Annotated in this window: 14 protein-coding genes; 4 read left to right on the forward strand and 10 right to left on the reverse strand. The window is 64.9% G+C overall.

The window, feature by feature from the left end:
- Positions 1–2: 2 nt before the first annotated feature.
- Genes K0B96_RS04515 through K0B96_RS04525 form a run of 3 tightly spaced genes read right to left on the reverse strand, consistent with a single transcriptional unit; the run spans position 3 to position 1,650 of the window.
- The gene (locus tag K0B96_RS04515; RefSeq protein WP_220164306.1) at positions 3–356 is read right to left on the reverse strand and encodes a gamma-glutamylcyclotransferase family protein; all 354 of its coding nucleotides are present in this window, start codon (positions 354–356) and stop codon (positions 3–5) included.
- Entirely contained in the window at positions 356–1,237 is an 882-nt protein-coding gene (locus tag K0B96_RS04520) for a PP2C family protein-serine/threonine phosphatase (RefSeq protein WP_220164308.1), read from the reverse strand. Before K0B96_RS04520 ends, K0B96_RS04515 begins: the two co-directional genes overlap by 1 nt.
- On the reverse strand, positions 1,234–1,650 hold the full coding sequence (locus K0B96_RS04525) for a BUD32 family EKC/KEOPS complex subunit (RefSeq protein WP_220164310.1): 417 nt from the start codon (positions 1,648–1,650) through the stop codon (positions 1,234–1,236). The genes K0B96_RS04520 and K0B96_RS04525 overlap by 4 nt, the downstream gene beginning before the upstream one ends.
- 223 nt (positions 1,651–1,873) lie before the next feature.
- Here K0B96_RS04525 and K0B96_RS04530 point away from each other — a divergent pair, with 223 nt between their 5' ends.
- Positions 1,874–2,908 carry a glutamine synthetase beta-grasp domain-containing protein gene (locus K0B96_RS04530; protein ID WP_220164312.1) on the forward strand — a complete coding sequence of 345 codons (1,035 nt, stop codon included), beginning with the start codon at positions 1,874–1,876 and terminating at the stop codon, positions 2,906–2,908.
- A 124-nt stretch (positions 2,909–3,032) separates the two neighbouring features.
- Here K0B96_RS04530 and ilvB read toward each other — a convergent pair whose 3' ends face one another.
- The 4 genes from ilvB to K0B96_RS04550 form a co-directional block, all read right to left on the reverse strand.
- Positions 3,033–4,808, reverse strand: coding sequence for a biosynthetic-type acetolactate synthase large subunit (gene ilvB, locus K0B96_RS04535; RefSeq protein ID WP_220164314.1), 1,776 nt, complete (start codon positions 4,806–4,808; stop codon positions 3,033–3,035).
- A gap of 127 nt (positions 4,809–4,935) precedes the next feature.
- On the reverse strand, positions 4,936–5,694 hold the full coding sequence (locus K0B96_RS04540; protein ID WP_220164316.1) for a glycosyltransferase family 2 protein: 759 nt from the start codon (positions 5,692–5,694) through the stop codon (positions 4,936–4,938).
- A 10-nt stretch (positions 5,695–5,704) separates the two neighbouring features.
- Positions 5,705–6,772: an NAD-dependent epimerase/dehydratase family protein gene (locus K0B96_RS04545; RefSeq protein WP_220164318.1), complete on the reverse strand. Its 1,068-nt coding sequence runs from the start codon at positions 6,770–6,772 to the stop codon at positions 5,705–5,707.
- Between the two features lie 49 nt (positions 6,773–6,821).
- Positions 6,822–7,367, reverse strand: coding sequence for a hypothetical protein (locus tag K0B96_RS04550; protein WP_220164320.1), 546 nt, complete (start codon positions 7,365–7,367; stop codon positions 6,822–6,824).
- 198 nt (positions 7,368–7,565) lie between these two features.
- Here K0B96_RS04550 and K0B96_RS04555 point away from each other — a divergent pair, with 198 nt between their 5' ends.
- From K0B96_RS04555 to K0B96_RS04565, 3 genes are read left to right on the forward strand one after another with little or no spacing between them, the layout of a single operon-like run.
- Positions 7,566–8,561, forward strand: coding sequence for a Gfo/Idh/MocA family protein (locus K0B96_RS04555; protein WP_220164322.1), 996 nt, complete (start codon positions 7,566–7,568; stop codon positions 8,559–8,561).
- Between the two features lie 46 nt (positions 8,562–8,607).
- A complete protein-coding gene (locus K0B96_RS04560) occupies positions 8,608–9,762 on the forward strand; it encodes a lipid-A-disaccharide synthase (RefSeq protein ID WP_220164324.1) in 1,155 nt (384 codons plus the stop codon).
- Positions 9,755–13,585 (forward strand): CHASE domain-containing hybrid sensor histidine kinase/response regulator, encoded by a 3,831-nt coding sequence (locus tag K0B96_RS04565; RefSeq protein WP_220164326.1) that lies wholly within the window; start codon positions 9,755–9,757, stop codon positions 13,583–13,585. Before K0B96_RS04560 ends, K0B96_RS04565 begins: the two co-directional genes overlap by 8 nt.
- Positions 13,586–13,729: 144 nt before the next feature.
- Here the strand turns inward: K0B96_RS04565 and K0B96_RS04570 are convergent, their stop codons facing one another.
- From K0B96_RS04570 to K0B96_RS04580, 3 genes are all read right to left on the reverse strand, one after another.
- On the reverse strand, positions 13,730–14,980 hold the full coding sequence (locus tag K0B96_RS04570) for a DUF1501 domain-containing protein (RefSeq protein WP_220164328.1): 1,251 nt from the start codon (positions 14,978–14,980) through the stop codon (positions 13,730–13,732).
- 14 nt (positions 14,981–14,994) lie between these two features.
- Positions 14,995–16,479 carry a DUF1800 domain-containing protein gene (locus K0B96_RS04575; RefSeq protein WP_220164331.1) on the reverse strand — a complete coding sequence of 495 codons (1,485 nt, stop codon included), beginning with the start codon at positions 16,477–16,479 and terminating at the stop codon, positions 14,995–14,997.
- A gap of 147 nt (positions 16,480–16,626) precedes the next feature.
- Positions 16,627–17,541, reverse strand: coding sequence for a DUF4337 family protein (locus K0B96_RS04580; RefSeq protein ID WP_220164332.1), 915 nt, complete (start codon positions 17,539–17,541; stop codon positions 16,627–16,629).
- Between the last annotated feature and the right edge of the window lie 69 nt (positions 17,542–17,610).

A 17,610-nucleotide genomic window follows, 5' to 3' on the forward strand; every position in this document is an offset into this window, starting at 1 on the left:
GGCTAACCGCGCCACGTGTCGCCCAGCGGTCGGCGCCCTTCGACGTTGCGGAGGTAGTAATACGTTTCCACCGACGCGCTTTCAAACGGTGGCGCCAAGGCGATAAGCTCACGGGCGTAAAGTCCTTCCGCCACGCCTTCGAATTCGTCGAGGACCAGGCTTTGCGGCGCGTTCACATCCCAAACCTCACCGGTCACGCCAGCGGCGTGGGGGGCGGCGATGAGGCCAGGGTAGCCGTCGAGGGCAAAGAGCGTGAAGCCGCGGACGGTGCGGGCTTCGCCGATGAATCGTTGCTGGGCGAGCAACCCATGGTTGGCGCCGCCGCGCTTCAATGTGCCATAGACGAAGAGCAGCATCAGCCGGCGGCTACGGTTGCCGGGGCGGGTTCGCCGGCGATGATTTCAACGACGACAGCGGTGGTGTTGTCCCGGCCCGAGCGTTCGAGTGATTCATCGACGAGATGTTGGGCCAGGGTGCGACCCGGGGGAAGGGGACCAGCGAGCATTTCTTGCAAGTGCCGATCCCACAGGCCGTCGGTCAAGCCGTCGGAGCAGATCAGGAAACGGTCGCCGGGAGCGTAGTCCACGGCGCCAATTTGCGGGTCGACGAATTGATGGCCGGCACCGAGGGCTTGGTTGAGGGCGTTGCGCATCGGATGGGTGCGCGCTTCGCGCTCGTTGAGGCGGCCGTTGCGCCGCAACCAGCCAACGTGCGAATGATCCTGCGTGAGCTGCTTGAGTTCACCGGTGTGCGAGAGGCGGTAGATGCGACTGTCGCCGATATGGCCGAAGTAGATCCAACCGGGCGTGACCCAGCACAGGCTCAGCGTGGTCCCCATGCCGCTGCATTCTTCGTAGCTCGCGCCCAGGCTGATCAGGGATTGATGGATCGTGCCGAAGAGCTCCGAGAGGACGTCGGCGAACGGGGTTTTCATGCCGAGGGCCGTGAGGCGGAAGGCGCGGGGCAGAAGGTGGGACGTCTTTTCGACGGTGATGCGGCTGGCGAATTCGCCTGATTTGGCGCCGCCCATCCCGTCGCTGACGGCGAAGACAAAGTCGGCGCCGGTGAGAGAGGCTTCTCCGGTTTTGCCGAGGTAACGCACCTCGTGGCCGTCGAAAGCGAGGGCGAGGAAAGAGTCTTCGTTGTTGGGCCGCACTTTACCGCGATGGGTGATGCCGGACCAGCGGAGGATGACGGGCGGCGGAGGGGAATCGGCCTCGGCGGGCATGGTGCTCATGCGGATAAATCGGTCGGTTTGAGCGAGCGCGGTTCTTCTCCTTCGAGGAGGGTGGCGAACTCCAGGTCAATCAGGCAGAAACGGCCGTCGCTGATGCGGTAGGTGATATTGCGCAATTCGGGATCTTCATGGCGGACGCCGTAGTTCTCCAAGTCGGCGAACAACTCTTTTTGCCGCTCGGGAGCGAGATGGTCCACGCGCTGGCCGCAGTTGGTGGTGACGATTTTCAAGGCGTCGGGATCAACCTCGAGCAACCGCGGGACGTAGTCGCAGCCGCGGGCTTCGAGGTGGCGCAGAACGCGCACCTCGTGCGCAAAACGTTCCTTGGCCAGATGGCCGCGAAACGTCTTGTGCACGCGGCCATCGTAGCCGATGCGGACCAAGGCGCGGCGCGTATCCTTCACGTCTTGCATGTAAGAGGGGTGGTTGTGAAGGGCCCGCAGAAGACGGGCAAGCGCGAGATTTGGAGAAGGCGGCAGGCAACTTCAGGAGATGGCCAGAGCGCGAAAAAAGCCGAAGACGTTGGCATGCGAGCTGCTGATTTGGGGCGTGGGTGAGTGTCGTTTTCAGTCGGGCTGTTTTGCGGCTCGACGAGGATGGCGAAACCCTCCCAATACAACTCCTCCTCCGCTCCTCATGTCGAAAATCAAACTGGAATACATCTGGCTCGACGGCTACACGCCGCTCGCCGGCCTGCGCAGCAAAACGAAGATCATCGATGGCGACGTCGCCTCGCTGACGCTTGCCGATCTCCCGATGTGGGGTTTTGACGGCAGCTCGACCAAACAGGCCGAAGGCAAGAGCAGCGATTGCTTGCTGAAGCCGGTGGGCTTGTTCCGCGATTGCACCCGCACGAACGCGTTTCTCGTGATGTCGGAGGTGTTGCTGCCGGACGGTTCGCCGCATCCGTCGAACGCGCGGGCGACGGTCGCGGAGGATCCCGACACGTGGTTCGGTTTCGAGCAGGAATACTTTTTCTACCAGGACGGGCGCCCGCTCGGATTTCCGGAGAACGGCTACCCGGCGCCGCAAGGGCCGTATTACACGGGCGTCGGTTACTCGAGCGTGGGCTGCGTCGCGCGCGAAATCGTCGAGAAGCACATCGATATCTGCCTGGCGGCGAACATTAACATCGAAGGCGTCAATGCTGAGGTCGCGAAAGGGCAGTGGGAGTTCCAGATCTTTGGCAAGGGCTCGAAGAGCGCCGCCGACGAGATGTGGGTGGCGCGCTACATCATGATGCGCTTGTGCGAGAGCTACGGGATTGACGTGGAATGGCGCTGCAAGCCGATCCGCGGCGCGTTTGACACGCCGCTCGATTGGAACGGTTCCGGCATGCACGCCAACTTCTCCACGAAGCACCTGCGCGAGGTCGGCGGGAAGGCTTACTTCGAAAAACTCATGGCTGCGTTCAGCAAGCATATGGACGAGCACATTGCGGTTTACGGGCCGGAGAATCATCTCCGTCTCACCGGTCTGCACGAGACGCAGTCGATCGACAAATTCACCTACGGGCTCGCCGATCGCGGTGCCTCGATCCGCGTGCCGCACAGTTTCGTCAACTCGGGCTACAAGGGGTACCTCGAAGATCGCCGTCCCAACTCGGCGGCGGATCCGTATCTCGTCGCTGGTCGGATCATCAAAACGATCCATTCGGTCCCCACGAACTGATCGGGCGAGCGGACGGTTGCTCTCTTCCAGCGGCGTTGCCTTCGCGGGCGACGCCGCTTTTTTGCGCAAAAAAGCCGGGCCGCGGTGAGCGGCCCGGCGAAGGGCAGGGGCGACGGGCGCCGGGTTACTTGAGGAGCATTTCCTTCACGCTTTTCCCGGCGGGAATCATCGGCAGCACGTGCTCGGTGTAGGGCACGACCACGTCGAGGACATAGGGGCCATCGTGATCGAGCATCTCCTGGATGGCCTCTTTCAATTCGCTCTTTTTGATCACCCGCCGGCCTTTTACGCCGTAGCCTTCGGCGATTTTCACGAAGTTGGGGTAGAGCGCGTCGGGGTTATCCGGGCTGCCGACGTTGGTCTCGTCGCCGAGGATGGTGTTGCCGCGCACGCTGCCGTAGAAGCGATCTTCCCACTGCACCACCATGCCGAGATGCTGGTTGTTCAGGATCATCGCCTTGGCGGCGATTTTTTCGATTTTGGCGGTCGCGAGCTCCTGGATGTTCATCGCGAAGGAGCCGTCGCCGTCGATGTCGATGACTTGCTTGTCCGGGCAGCCGACTTTCGCGCCGAGGGCGGCGGGATAACCGAAGCCCATCGCGCCGAGGCCCAGCGAGCTGAGGTAGCGGCGCGGTTCATCGAAACGATAGAACTGCGCGGCCCACATCTGGTGCTGGCCCACGCCGGTGGCGATGATGGCGTCACCCTTGGTGAGTTCATAGAGCGCTTTAATCGCTTCTTGCGGGACGATGTGCGGGCTCTCTTCAAAGCTGAAGGGATGGTCGCGCTTCCAGGTGGCGATTTGAGCGTGCCAGGCCTGAGTGTCGGGCGCCGTGAACTTGGCGGCGGCCATCAGCTCGTTCATGCGGGCGAGCGCATACTTGATGTCGCTCACGATCGGCCATTGGACGCGCTTGTTCTTGTTGTGCTCAGACGCGTCGATGTCGATGTGGACGATGCGGGCTTCGGGCGCGAAGGTCTTCGTGTCGCCCGTGATGCGATCGTCGAAACGCGCGGCGAAGCACAGGAGGAGGTCGCACTGATCGACGGCCCAGTTGCCGTAGGCTGATCCGTGCATGCCGAACCATTGCATCGACAGGGGATGCGTTTCGGGGAAAGCGCCGACCCCCATCAACGTGGTGGCCACGGGAATGTTGGTGCGTTCGGCAAAGGCGCGCAGTTCGGCATGACCATCCGCCGAGATGATGCCGCCGCCCGCGTAGATCACCGGGCGCTGGGCGTGCGCGATGAGCGCGAGCACGTCCTTCAACTCTTCGTCGCTGGCGTGGTGTTGGAGGTTGATGTAAGGATTTCGAAACTCCACGACGCCCGGAAACACGGGTTGAAACTTCGCTTGCTGCACATCCTTCGGGATATCGATGACGACCGGTCCGGGCCGGCCGCTGCGGGCGATTTCGAACGCCTCCTTGAAGATGCGCGGCAGCTCGCGCACGTCGGTGATCAGATACGAGTGCTTCACGATCGGGAGCGTCATCCCGTAGAAATCCGTTTCCTGGAAGGCGCTCTTGCCGATGAATTTTTGGAAAACCTGGCCGGTGATCGACACGAGCGGAATGGAATCCATGAACGCATCGGCGATGGCCGACACGAGGTTCGTGGCTCCGGGACCGCTGGTCGCCATGCACACGCCGACTTTGCCGGTCGCGCGGGCGTAACCTTCGGCCGCAAACGAGCCGCCTTGTTCGTGGCGCGGGAGGATGACCCGAATCTTGTCGGTGCGGGCGAGCGACTGGTGCAGCTCCTGCGAGGCGCCACCGGGATAGGCGAAGACGACGTCGACGCCCTCGCGGATGAGGCACTCGACAACAGCGTCGGCGCCCTTCATTTCGCGGCCGATCTCGGCCTTCGGAAACGTAGCGGGGGAGGTCGTGGTTTTCATAGGCAAATTGGAGACAAACGGTCCCGAGCTAAAGCCCGCGGAGGGGCGGCATGCAAGCACCTGTTCAGGCGAGTTTGATTATGACAAACCGGGCCGGCCCGAGAGCGCGCGGAGAAAGGATCCCTTATCAATGGCGCCGGTAGTCACCACGGCTGAAATATTTCTCGAGCCAGACGTAGGCGCAGATGAAGAAATAGCGGCTGCCCATTTCCTTGATCTTGAGCTTGGCCTCGCCGTATTTGCGATTTTGCCAGGAGATGGGCGTGATCGTGTAATTGAAGCCGCGCACGATCGCCTTCAGCGGCAGTTCGACCGTGAGATTGAAATGCGGCGACAGGAAGGGGCGACAGCCGTCGATCACCGTGCGGCGATAAGCTTTGAAGGCGTTGGTCGTGTCGTTCAGGCGGAGGCGAAACGCGATGCGAACGAGCAGGTTGGCGAGGCGGTTGATGTAGAGTTTCAGCCGCGGATAATCGATCACGCGCGAGCCGGCGATGAAGCGGCTGCCAAACGCGCAGTCGAAGCCTTCGTTGAGCAGTTGCCAGTATTTCACCGCGTCGACCGGCGAGTCGGAAGCATCGGCCATCATGATGACCACGGCGTCACCGCGACTGTGATCCAAGCCCCACACGACGGCCCGGCCGTAGCCGTGCAGGCCGGTGTTCTGGGTGGGGGCCAAAGTCGGAATCTCAGCGCGCATCTCCTGGAGAACCGCCCACGTGCGGTCGCGGCTCGCATCGTCAACGACGACGATCTCGTGCGGCACGCCCGCGCGCTGCAGTTCCGCATAGAGTTCGCGCAGGGTCGGCGGAAGCGACTCTTCCTCATCGTGGGCCGGAATCACGATGCTGAACAGGTTCAGCGGCAGGGAGGCAGCAGAGGGCATGCGGCGCAGATCAGGAATGAGAGGAGAGGTCGAGCCAAGCCGGATGCGCCTCCGCATGCGCGGCGATCTCGGCGAAAATCTCGGCCGCGGAGGTCTGCGGCCGCCAGTTCCACCGGCGCGTCGCTTGGGCATGGTCGAGCACGACCCACGGCAAATCGAAGGGGCGGGGCGCCAGATCCGCAGCGACGGGATGCGCTCCGAAACGCTCCTCGCACCACGCGCTCAACTGGCGCAGCGAGGTCGCGCTGGACACGCCGCCGGAAAAATTCGCCACGCGCTCCTCGGTGGGCAGCGCGGGCGAGGAAAATTGTTGGACGAGTGCCGGGATGAGGTCGCGCGGGTGGAGGCAGTCGCGCACTTGCCAGCCTTGGCCGCCGAACCCTATGTAACGCAACGTGCGGCGACGCAGGTAGCTGTTAATCCAAAACGCGAAGATGCCTTGATCGGCGCGCCCGAACTGGCCGGCCCCGGCGAGCACGCCGCAACGGTTGATAAAGACAGGCAGGTCGAAGGCGGCGCCGTATTCCAGAGCGAGTGCTTCGCTGGCGAGTTTCGTGGCACCGTAAAGCGACACGGGGGCTTGCGTGGAAAACGTTTCAGCCACACCGGCGGACGTCAGACCGGCGGGCAGAGTCGCGTCATGGCGGGGACGAAAGGCATCGTGGACGGGCTCGACGGCGAGCTGGGCGAGCGGAGCGATGGAGTAAACGCGGCTCGTGCTCAGGAGGATGAAGCCGGCGCGATGCGTTTTGCAGAATTCCAGCAGGTTGACGGTGCCGCCGAGATTATGCTCCACGACTTGGCGCGAACTGCTGCGGCCGTCGATCCCGGCGAGCACGCTGGGGTTGGCGGCGGCGTCGATGACCCAGTCAACGGGGCCGAGCGCCTCAAGATCGCTCGCGTTGCGCAAGTCGCCATGGACCAGCTTCACGCCCGCGGACCGCAGGGCGTCGCGGTTGGTCTCGCTGCCGGCGCGGCAAAAGTTATCGAGCCCGCAAACGGTGTCGCCGCGGTGGGCCAACGCCGACGCGAGAGTGCAACCGACGAAGCCGGCGGCGCCGGTGACCAAGAGCTTCATTCGCAGCAGCAAAGCATTCCGCCCGGTGGGGAGAAAGGCGAAATTCCGGCTACTTTGCGGCTTTGGCGGCGGCGGCTTTGCGCTGGGCTTCTTCGTAGGCCTTGCGCTGCTGCAAGCCGATCTCGAGCAGGTCGCTCACGAGCATGCGCGCTTCGCGTTCCTGCTCGGCTTGCGTGAGCAACGGCGCCGGCGCGCCGTCGGGACCGCTGGCGATGACGCTGGGCGCGAGGGGCGCGCTCGCCGGCGCGGTGACGATGGTGGCCGTACGCAGCTTCAGTGTTTTCACCTGGCCTTTCGCGCGCACGACGACGGTGTCGGTCTTCAAATCGCAGCTAAGCACTTCGATGTCGTCGACAGTTTTGCCGACGGGGATCCAGAGGCTGCGCTTCGTCTGCGAATCGGTGAGGTTGACGAGAACCGATTCACCGGAGGCGATCACGCCTGACAACTGCAACGTCTCCGGCGGCGGCGCGATGAGTGTGGCGCCAGCGGGAGGGAGAAAGGGTGAATCCGTCAACATCTGCGCTCCGGCCAGCGGGACGCCCACGAGGGCGGCGGCGAGGGTGAGAAGAGAAAGGCGGAGAGGCGGAGTCACGGGGGAAAAGTCTGGAGCTTCGCCCGGTGAACGCCAGAGGAAATCCAGCCGGCGCGTCGGCGATCGGGCGCGCGGGGGAGCGCAAAATTTACGCGACCCGCGATGAGACTGTGTGGCGGGCGGAGTGGGCGGGCGAGGAGGGAAGGTGACACGTTTTCCCGCGTTGCAACGCGGCGGGTTGAGTCGTGCTATGGTCGCATGTCTTCAGACGTGACGACGGATCGGGTGCGGTGCGGAGTGGCGGGCGTGGGCTCGCTGGGGCAGCATCATGCGCGCATTTACGCGTCGTTGCCGGGCGTGCAGTTTGCCGGCGTTTACGAGGAGAATGATGCGCGGGCGGCGGAGATTTGCGGGCGCTTCGGGTGCCGGCGGTTCGCGACGTTGGCGGAATTGGGCGAGGCGTGCGACGCGGTGTCGGTCGTGGTGCCGACCGACAAACACGCGGCGGTGGCGCTGCCGTTGCTCGCCGCGGGTTGCCATTTGTTGATCGAAAAACCGATTTGCGCGTCGCTGGCGGATGCGGAGCGCGTGCTGGCGGCGGCGCAGGCGGCGGGCGTGCTCGTGCAGGTGGGGCACATCGAGCATTTTAATCCGGTGATGGGCTTTCTGGAAAAGGAGGTCGCGGAGCCGCGGTTCATCACGACGGAGCGGCTGGCGCCGTTTACGCCGCGCGGGACCGAGGTCGGCGTGGTGCTCGATTTGATGATCCACGATATCGGCATCGTGTTGGAATTGGTGAAATCGCCGCTCGTGAAACTGGACAGCGTGGGCGTGAGCGTGCTGTCGAAGACGGAGGACATCGCGAACGCGCGCCTGCAGTTTGCCAACGGCTGCGTGGCGAATCTGAGCACGAGCCGGATGAGTTTGAAGAAGGTGCGCGAGATTCGCGTCTTCCAGTCCTCGGCTTATCTCTCTTTCGATTTCATGAACCAGACCGGTCACCTCGTGCGCAAGAGCGGGATGTTGAGCTACGCCGCGCAACTGATGGCGGGGGCCGTGAAGCCGGGCGATTTGACGGCGATGCCGGTGGAGGAGATTCCGTTGCAGAAAGGCGAGCCGCTCGCCTTGGAACTGGCGCATTTCGTCGAGAGCGTGGCGCAGGTCAGGCAGCCGAAAGTCGGGGGCGCGCTGGGCAAGACGGCGCTCGAAGTCGCGATCGCCATCACCGATCAGATTCGGAGCGGACAGCCATGAATTGCGCCCGGACCACGGCGGTGGACAGCGAAAGGCGCGGGCCGGCATGAGCGGTCGCGTAGGTGAATTACCGCCGCCGCCGGGCGGCGGCGTCGACGTGCTCTTCATCGCCGGCGAACATTCGGGCGACGAGCATGCGGCCAGGATCGTGGCGGACTTGCGGCGGGCGCGGCCGGGGGTGCGGGTGGCGGCGTTGGGCGGACCGGCGCTCGCGGCGGCGGGCGCGCAGGTGTTGCACGATTTGACGGCCTCGTCGGTGGTCGGGTTGGTCGAAGTGTTGAGAAACTACGACTATTTCAAGGCGCTCTTCGCGGCGACGCTGCGGTGGATCGAGACGCACCTGCCGCGGGTGGTGTGCTTCGTCGACTATCCCGGTTTCAACCTGCGTTTGGCGGCGGAACTCAGGAAGCGCGGTGTGACGACGAAGGGGGGCGGGCCGGTCCGCGCGTTGTTTTATATTTCTCCGCAAATCTGGGCGTGGAAACCGCAGCGGCGGTTTACGATGGCGCGCGATCTCGATGCGTTGGGGGTGATTTTTCCGTTCGAGGTGGCGAGCTACGCCGACACGTCGTTGCCGGTGACGTTTCTCGGGCATCCTTTTGTGGAGGCGGGCTATGTGCCGCCGGTGCGTTACGAGGCGAAGGGGCCGGTGCTGCTGCTGCCGGGGAGCCGGAAGCAGGCGGTGGCGCGGATTTTTCCGGTGTTGCTGCGCGCGTTCGCCGCGCTCGGCGAACGTGAGGCGGTGGTGCTTTATCCGAGCGAGGCGATCCGGCGCGTGCTGCTCGCAGCGGGTCCGCCCGCCCACGTGAAACTCGTGCCGCTCGACGAACACGGCTCGCTGGGCGCGGCGGCGGTGCTCACGAGTTCGGGCACGATGTCGATGCACTGTGCGTTGGCGGGGATTCCGGGCGCAGTGGTTTATCGAGCGAATCCTTTGACGTATTTGATCGGCCGGCGATTGGTGAAGGTGCCGTATCTGGGAATCGCCAACCTGCTGCTGAAACAACCCATGTATCCTGAGTTCATTCAAGGCGCGGCGCGGCCGGGGGCGCTCGCGGCGGAATTGCGCGCGTGTCTGCATGATCCGGTCCGGCGGGAGCGGACCGCGGCGTTGGCGGCGCAATTGCGCAGTGAACTCGGCGGCAGCGGACGGACACCACCGACGGAATGGTTGAACGGTTTTCTCAGTCCTCGTGAATAGTCCCGTGCATATTCGCTCCGTCGGTGCGATCTCCGGCCGCCGTTATGCGCAGTGGGTGCCACCGCTCGCGTTCGGCATCGCGCTGATCGTGGCGGTGGTCGGGGCGTGGATCGTGCGGGGGCAGCTGCACCAGAACGAGCGTGATCGGTTTCTGCGTATCGCGGGGCATATCGAGCCGGCAGTGGAGCATCAATTCAAGGAAGCCGCGGAAGCGGTGGCGGGCGCCCAGGCGTGGATCGCGGCCACGCCGGAGGTCTCGCGCGAACAGTGGTCCGCCTATTTCGATTCGCTCGCGCCGTATCTGGGGCGGGGCGTCGTGGGGCTGAGTTACGTGGAACGCGTGAAACGCGAAGATTTGCCGCAATTCGAGACGCGAATGCGTGCGGCGGGCGAACCGGAGTTCACGGTGGAGCGCAGCGGCGACAACCGCGAACACGCGGAGTTTTTTGTCGTCACGCGGGCCGAACCGCGCGAGCTCAACAGCCGTGCGCTCGGCTTGGACATCGGAGCGGGGCGCACGCGGCGGGCCGCGGCGGAGGCCGCCATGCGCAGCGGGACGGCGGTGATGTCGCGGCGCATCGAATTGATTTACGGCGACGATTCGGTGCCGGGCTTTCTGCTGCTGCAACCGGTGTATCGCGCAGGGGCGGACGTGAGCACGCCGGCGGCGCGCGAGCGGGCGCTCATCGGCTGGGTGTCGGCGGCGGTGGATCCGGCGTTGCTGCTCCAAGGGGTGCTCGGGGCGGCGGAGGGCGGGTTGGAACTCGCGGTGTTTCAGGGCACGACCGCCACGAAGGAGACGTTCCTTTTCGACAGCAGCCAGCAGGTGCAAACCGGCCAGCAGGTGCCGACGTTGACGACGTGGGCGCGCGGGGGCTGGACGCAGACGATGCCGCTCGACGTGTTTGGCCAACGGTGGACGGTGTGGGTGACGAGCCGGCATTCCGAGGCGTTTGGACTGCCGCCGCTCGCGTTGACGGTGCTGGCGGCGGGCGTCGTGGTGGCGGCGCTGCTGGCGTGGCTTTTGCGGGCGGTGCTCTCGGCGCGCGAGCGGGCGCTCGAGCTGGCGGCGAAGATGACGGCGGACTTGCGCACGGCGCAGGCGGAAACGCGGCGACTGGCGATGGTGGCGAGTCGCACGGCGAGCGGGGTGTTGCTGGCCGATGCAGACTGGCGAATCGAGTGGGTCAACGAGAGCTTCACGCGGATGTTTGGCTACACGCTGGACGACGTGCGCGGGAGGCGCCCGGGGGAATTTTTGCACGGGCCGGGCACGGACTTGGTGACGCTCAATGCGATCAACGCGGCGGACGGAGCGGTGCGGGCGGAATTACTGAACTACACGCGCGCGGGGCGGCCGATCTGGCTGGAGCTGGACATCCAGCCGCTGCACGACGAGTCCGGCCAGCACGTGGGCTACATGGGACTGCAGCTCGACATCACGGCGCGCAAAGCCGCGGAGGCCGACCTGGCGCAGAAGGAAGCGCAGTTTCGCTTCATTTTCGAACGGTCGCCGGTGGGGATTTATTGGCGACATCAGCGCGCGGACGGGAAGATGGAATGGCACGTCAACGAAGCCCATTTGCGCATCTGTGGTTTGACCGCGGAGGAAGTGGGGCAGCCGGGGAAATTTGAGGAGATCAGTCACCCGGAGGAATACGCGCGGCAGATGGTGCTGGAGGCGAAGATCAAGGCGGGGGAGATGGATCAGTTTTCGTTGGAGAAACGTTATTTCCGGCCCGACGGCACGACGGTGTGGGTTTTGCTGACGCGGCAGCGGGTGGTGCGCGCGGATGGTGGGATCGAGGAGATGGCGACCACCGTGGATATTTCGGAGCGCAAACACGCGGAAGAGGAGTTGGAGCGACGGGAAGGCGAGCTGCGCTTCATCCTCAATGCGGTGCCGATTGGCGTGAGCTGGCAGGAGCGGCAACGAGGCATCGTGTGGTTCAACGATGGCGTTTACCGGGTTTTGGGTTTGGCGCGCGAACCGGCGCCGTCGCTGGCGCTCTTCCGTGAGATGACGGTGAAACAAGATTTGATGGCGCAAGAGGCCGAACGTGCGCGGCTCGAGCGCGGCGAGATCGACGGGTTCGTGTTGGAGAAACGTTACCGGCGGCCCGATGGCGAGGTGATCTGGGTGTCGATGACGCAGCAAGTTTACCGCGGGCCGGACGGAGAGATTTTGCAGGAAGTCGTGACGATCGTGGACATCACGGCGCAACGGCGACAGGAGGACGAACTGCGCGCGGCGAAGGAGGTCGCGGAGCAGGCGAACGCGGCGAAGAGCCAGTTTCTCGCGATGATGAGCCACGAGATTCGCACGCCGATGAACGGCGTGATCGGCATGACCAGCCTGTTGCTGGATTCCCCGCTGTCCGCGGCGCAAAAAGAATACGCGGAAACGATCCGGCAGAGCGGGGATTCCCTGCTGACGATCATCAACGACATTCTTGATTTCTCGAAGATCGAATCCGGCCGGTTGGAATTGGAGCGGGAGGAGTTTTCGCTGCGCGAGTGCATCGAGGGGACGTTGGATTTGTTTGCACCGCGCGCCGCCGAGAAGGGCTTGGATTTCCTCTACGAAATTTCCGACGGCGTGCCGGCGCTGGTGCGGGGCGATGCCACGCGGCTGCGGCAGGTGATCGTCAATCTGTTGAACAACGCGGTGAAGTTTACCGCGAAGGGCGAAGTGGTATTGAGCGTGCGCACCCTGCAGCAGGACGAAACGAGCGCGGAGGTGGAATTTGCGGTGAAGGATACGGGCATCGGCATCCCGCCGGAGGGTTTGGGGCGGCTGTTTCGTTCGTTCTCCCAAGTCGATGCCTCGACGGCGCGCCGTTTCGGCGGGACGGGGCTGGGCCTCGCGATCAGCAAGCGACTCGCCGAAATCATGGGCGGCCGCATGTGGGTCGAAAGCGAGCCCGGCCATGGCTCGACGTTTTTCTTCACGGTGCACGTGGATGCGGTGACGAACAAGCCGCGGCCTTACCTGCCGGCGGGGCAGCAGACGGACTTGGCGGGCAAGCGGCTGCTGGTCGTGGACGACAACGGCACGAGCCGGCGCATCCTGCTGGCGTGGGCGACGACGTGGCAAATGAGCGCGCACGCGGCGGCCACGGGGATGGAGGCCCTGGGGTGGATGGATGCCGGACAGACGTTTGACGTCGCCGTTCTCGACATGCACATGCCGGGGATGGACGGCATCTCGCTGGCGCGAGCGTTGCGGGAGCGCAGGCCGGAAATGCCGCTGATTCTGCTCTCGTCCGTGGGCCAGCTCGAAGGCGAGGAGCGGGAATTGTTTTCGGCCTGCCTGACCAAGCCCGCGAAACCGGCGCAATTATTCCGCGTGTTGGCGGAGCATGGAGGACGCACGCCGTTGCCGCCGGTGGCCGCGCCGGCGGCGCCGGTGGAAATGCCGACGCCCTTGCACACGGACCGTCTGCTGCTGGCAGAAGACAACGCGGTGAACCAGCGGGTCGCGTTGATGATGTTGCAGAAGCTCGGCTATCGCGCCGACGTCGCCGCCAACGGTTATGAAGTGCTCGAGGCGCTCCGGCGGCAGGTTTACGACGTTGTGTTGATGGATGTGCAGATGCCGGAGATGGACGGGCTCGAAGCGGCGCGGCGCATCCGGGCGCACGCCGATCCGGCGGTGCCGCGCCCGTGGATCGTGGCGCTCACGGCCAACGCGATGCAGGGCGATCGGGAGCGGTGCCACGAGGCTGGCATGGATGATTACATCAGTAAACCCGTGAAGCTCGACGAACTGGCCGCGGCGCTCGCGCGGGTGCGTCCGCACTGGGAGCCGGGCGGACTTTAACCGCGCTGAGTCGGGGGACGAGGGATTCCGGACGACGTTTAACCGGCCGTCGGCAAACGTGGGCGGGGCGGTCCAGAAACCTCGGGAGATTGCGATCAGGCGGCGCGCTGCGGCGCGGGCGATCTCCCGTGGTCTGAGGAACGCTTACGCGATGAAGTCGAGCGGCGCGTATTTCTGGCCGAGCACCGCGGTGGAATTGCCCTGCAACCAGCGGTCGATCACCGTCGCATAGACCTGACGGAAATCGATGCCGTAGGTGAGGTCTTGGTTGCGCGCGAGGTTGAGGTTGGGCGCGGCGCCGTGGAGGCCGCCCTTGACGCGCGAGCCCATGATGAAGAGCGGGGCGGAGGTGCCGTGGTCGGTGCCTTTGCCGTCGTTTTCCATGGGGCGGCGGCCGAATTCGGAGAACGTCATGGCGAGCACGTTTTCCTCGAGCCGGTGGGCGGCGAGGTCTTTTTGGAAGGCGGCGAGGCCGTCGCCGAGGGTCTGAAGAAGTTTGTTCTGGCGGTCGAATTGGTTGACGTGGGTGTCGAAGCTGCCGAGGGAAACAAAGTAAACGCGCGTGGAAAAGCCGCCGGCGATGAGGCTGGCGACGTTGCGCAATTCCTGGGCAAACGGCGTGTGCGGATATTCCGCGCCGGCGCGGTAATCGGCGATGACGCGCTGCACTTTTTGTTCGGTGACGAGAGCGTCCATCATCGTGTGGCGCAGGTAGCCGGCGTTGGCGTTCTCGTCGTCGCCCGCGGGGCGATGCAGGATTTTCTCGAGGAGGGCGAGGTTCTGCTGGCGCTGCCGGCGGCCGCCGCGGTCGCTGAGTCCGAAGGTGGCGTGGTCTTTCTCGGCGAAGAAAGTTTCCGGCACCTCGGCGGTGAGATGCACGCCGAGCGGATCGGCGTTGGCGGGAGCGCCGGCGCAAGAGTTGTCGAAGTAGCGGCCGATGAAACCGGTGGTGAGATACTGATCGCTCGCGCTGCCGGTTTCCCAAATGTCGGTCGAGCGGAAGTGGCTGCGGTCGGGATTCGGATAGCCGACGTTTTGGAGGATCGCCAGCTTGCCGTCTTGGGCGAGGCGATGGAGGCCGGCGCACGCGGGGTTGAAACCGGCGTGCTCGTCGAGTTTGAGGACGTTGGCTTCCTTGATCCCCAACGTGGGACGCAGGCGGTGGTAGTGGTCGTCGGCGTAGGGAATGACGGTGTTGAGGCCGTCGTTGCCGCCGGCGAGCTGGACGAGCACCAGAATGGGCTGGTCGCGACCGGGGGCGGGAATCTGGGCGCGCGCGGAGGAGACGAGAAACGACGGGGCGTAGTGTGTGAACGCGAGCAGACCGATGCCTTTGGCGCTGAAGCGGAGAAATTCGCGGCGGGTCGAGGGGAGGAGGTTCGGCAAATTTTTCATGGGGGGAGCGGGCCTCAGCAGAGTTGGTATTCGGGGGAACCGAGGAGAGTGATGGCGGCGTTGCGGATGCGGGCGAGGCGCCGGGCGGCGTCGCCTTGCGCGAGGAACTGGGTGATGGCCGCGCGGTAATCGGGCGCGACGTGCACGGGGAGGAGAAAATCGCAGAGAGCGGTGGTGACTTCGGCGTCGGTGAGCGGAAGGAGTTTCTTGAAGCGATCGTCGGTGAAGGAAAATCCGGTCACGCCGGCGGCGCGTGCGCGGGCGAGGGCGCGTTGTTCGTCGGCGTTGAGGCGGTTTTCGTTGAGCGGGGTAAAGAGGACGCCGACGAGGGCGCGGCGGGCGTCGAGGGTGGCGGAGTTGATCCATTCGCGGCCACCGACCCAGCCGCGGACGTTGGGCGGCGTGTAGAGCGGCTGGCCCATTTGCCGGAGGGCGGGCAGGACGCGGCGGGGCAGCGGGGCGAGATCGAGGCCCAAATCCTGCAGCAGGCCGAGATAGTATTGCTGCGGGCTTTTGATGGCGATGCCGCGAAATTGCGGATCAAAGAAGAGGCGGCTGGAAAACCAGCGCAGGCAGAGTTGGTGAAGATCGAAGCCGGTGGCGCGCCACCAGTCGCCGAGCGCGGCAAGGTGCGGATCAGGCAAGGGTTCGTCGCTGAGATAAAACCGCGCCATGAGGGCGGGCAGGCGCGTGCCGGCCGCAGGTTGCTGGTAGATGACGTCGATCGCTTGATCGCCGTCGAAGTGGCCGGTGTGGCCGAGGAAAGTCTTGGCGCTGCCGTCGTGCTGGCGTGGGGCGAACTCAAAGGCTCCGTCGCGCTGGCGGTAACCGGTGAAGGCTCGGGAGCCTTGTTTGACATCGTTCTCGGTGTAATGGCCGACGCCGAGCGTGAAGAGCTCCATGAGTTCGCGGCCGAAGTTTTCGTTGGGTGCGCCGAGACGGTTTTGTTGCAGATCGAGATACTGGATCATCGCAGGCGAGCGCAGCACGCCTTTGGTGAGTTTCGGGGCCGGACCGGTGCCGCCGGCGCGCAGGAGTGCCTGGTGCTCGTAGAGCATCGCGGGATCGCGGACTTTATTCGCGGAGACGACGTAAACGTTGCCCAGAAACGACACCCATTTTTCGTAGGCGGCGCGGTCGGGGTGGAGGCTGAATTGCATCCAGACGAGCGTGAGGTCGCCGAGGGCGTCGCGGGCTTGCTGTTGGAAATCCCGTTTCAAGTCGCGGCGTTGCTCGCGCGGTGCTTGGCGAATTTTGCGGCGATAGTCCGCGGCTTCGCTCCGGAAGTCGGCGACTGACTTTGGGACGGGCATCGCCGCGGGTTGGCGGGGAAAGAGTCGGTCGAGGGTGGGGGCGAGTCCATCGCGCAACACCCGCGTGACTTCGTCGGGGCTCGCGGACCAGCCGGCGCGACGGAGAAGGTGGCGGGCGGCAGCGGCATCCCACGCTGCGGCGGGGAGGGGTTGCCAGGCTTGCTCGGGCGAATAATCGAGTTTCATGGGCCGGGGAGTGACGCAACCGCCGAGGGCGGGAGAACGAAACACCAAGACGGCGGAAGCGGGGGCGAGGTTGCGGCGAGTTTTGGAATCCTGACCCGCCGCCTTGCTGTCTGTCGCGTGCCACCGAGGCGCGCGGCGGGTGAGCGCTTACAAAAATAGAAAGACGTAGCCGGCAAAGAGCAGAGCGCCGAGGCCGGCGGTGGCGGCAAGGGACCAGAGGAGGTTGCGCTGGCGGGCGGCGATGGCGAAGGTGGCGATGATGACCGCGGCTTGCGCGCCGAGCATGCCGTAGAAAAACCGCTGACTGCGCGTGCGATGGCGTTCGGCGGAGAGATTGCTTTGGCGCACTTGCACTTCGTAGAGGGCGGCGACGGCTTGGTTGAGGCGAGCTTCGGCATCGTAGCGCGTCGACGAGTAGCGCAGGCGCAGGAGCGTGAAATCGCGTCGCAGGGACCGCTGCTCTGGGCCGGTGGCCTGAAGTGCGTCACCGAGGGCGTCGCCGCTGCTGACCACGGGGTTGAGCAGGGCGTCGAAGTCGCGCGAATGGTCGCGGGCGGCGCGGAGAGCCGCGGCAACTTCTGCGGGAGGTGCGGCGCGAAGCCGGTCGTTGAGATCGGGCGCGTCGTTTTCAATCGCGGCAAGAGCGTCACGGACCGCGGGCGGGGGCACCGGAGCGGCGGCTTGGGGCGGCAGGCGGCCGGCGAGCAGGAGATCGAGAGCGGATGCGATCGCTTCCGGATGAGGCAGGGTGGCGGCGAAAGCGCGCATCGCGGGGGCGTTGACCTGATCGGTGTCGGCGGTGACTTGCACGGCATCGAGCGTGCCGGATTGGATGGCGGAGCGAAGGCGTTTGGCTTGAAAGAATCCCCATTGGTCGCCGGCTTTGGACTGCTGTTGGGCCGCCAGCGATCGGTCGTATTGGGCGCGCGTCATCTCGCTGGATGCGAGGCCGGCCAGCATGGTGGCGACCACGGTCATGATCACGGGAGTGGCGCTGAGGACGCGACCCCAGACGGTGGGGGGCACGGCGGATTTCAGATCGGCGGGCAGCGTGATTTTCAAGAGTGGGACAATCGTGAAATGAGCCGCGGCGGGCGAGCCGAAAGCGGGGGCGGCGGGCTCGTTGCGTTT

This window comes from Horticoccus luteus, assembly GCF_019464535.1.
Taxonomy (GTDB): domain Bacteria; phylum Verrucomicrobiota; class Verrucomicrobiia; order Opitutales; family Opitutaceae; genus Horticoccus; species Horticoccus luteus.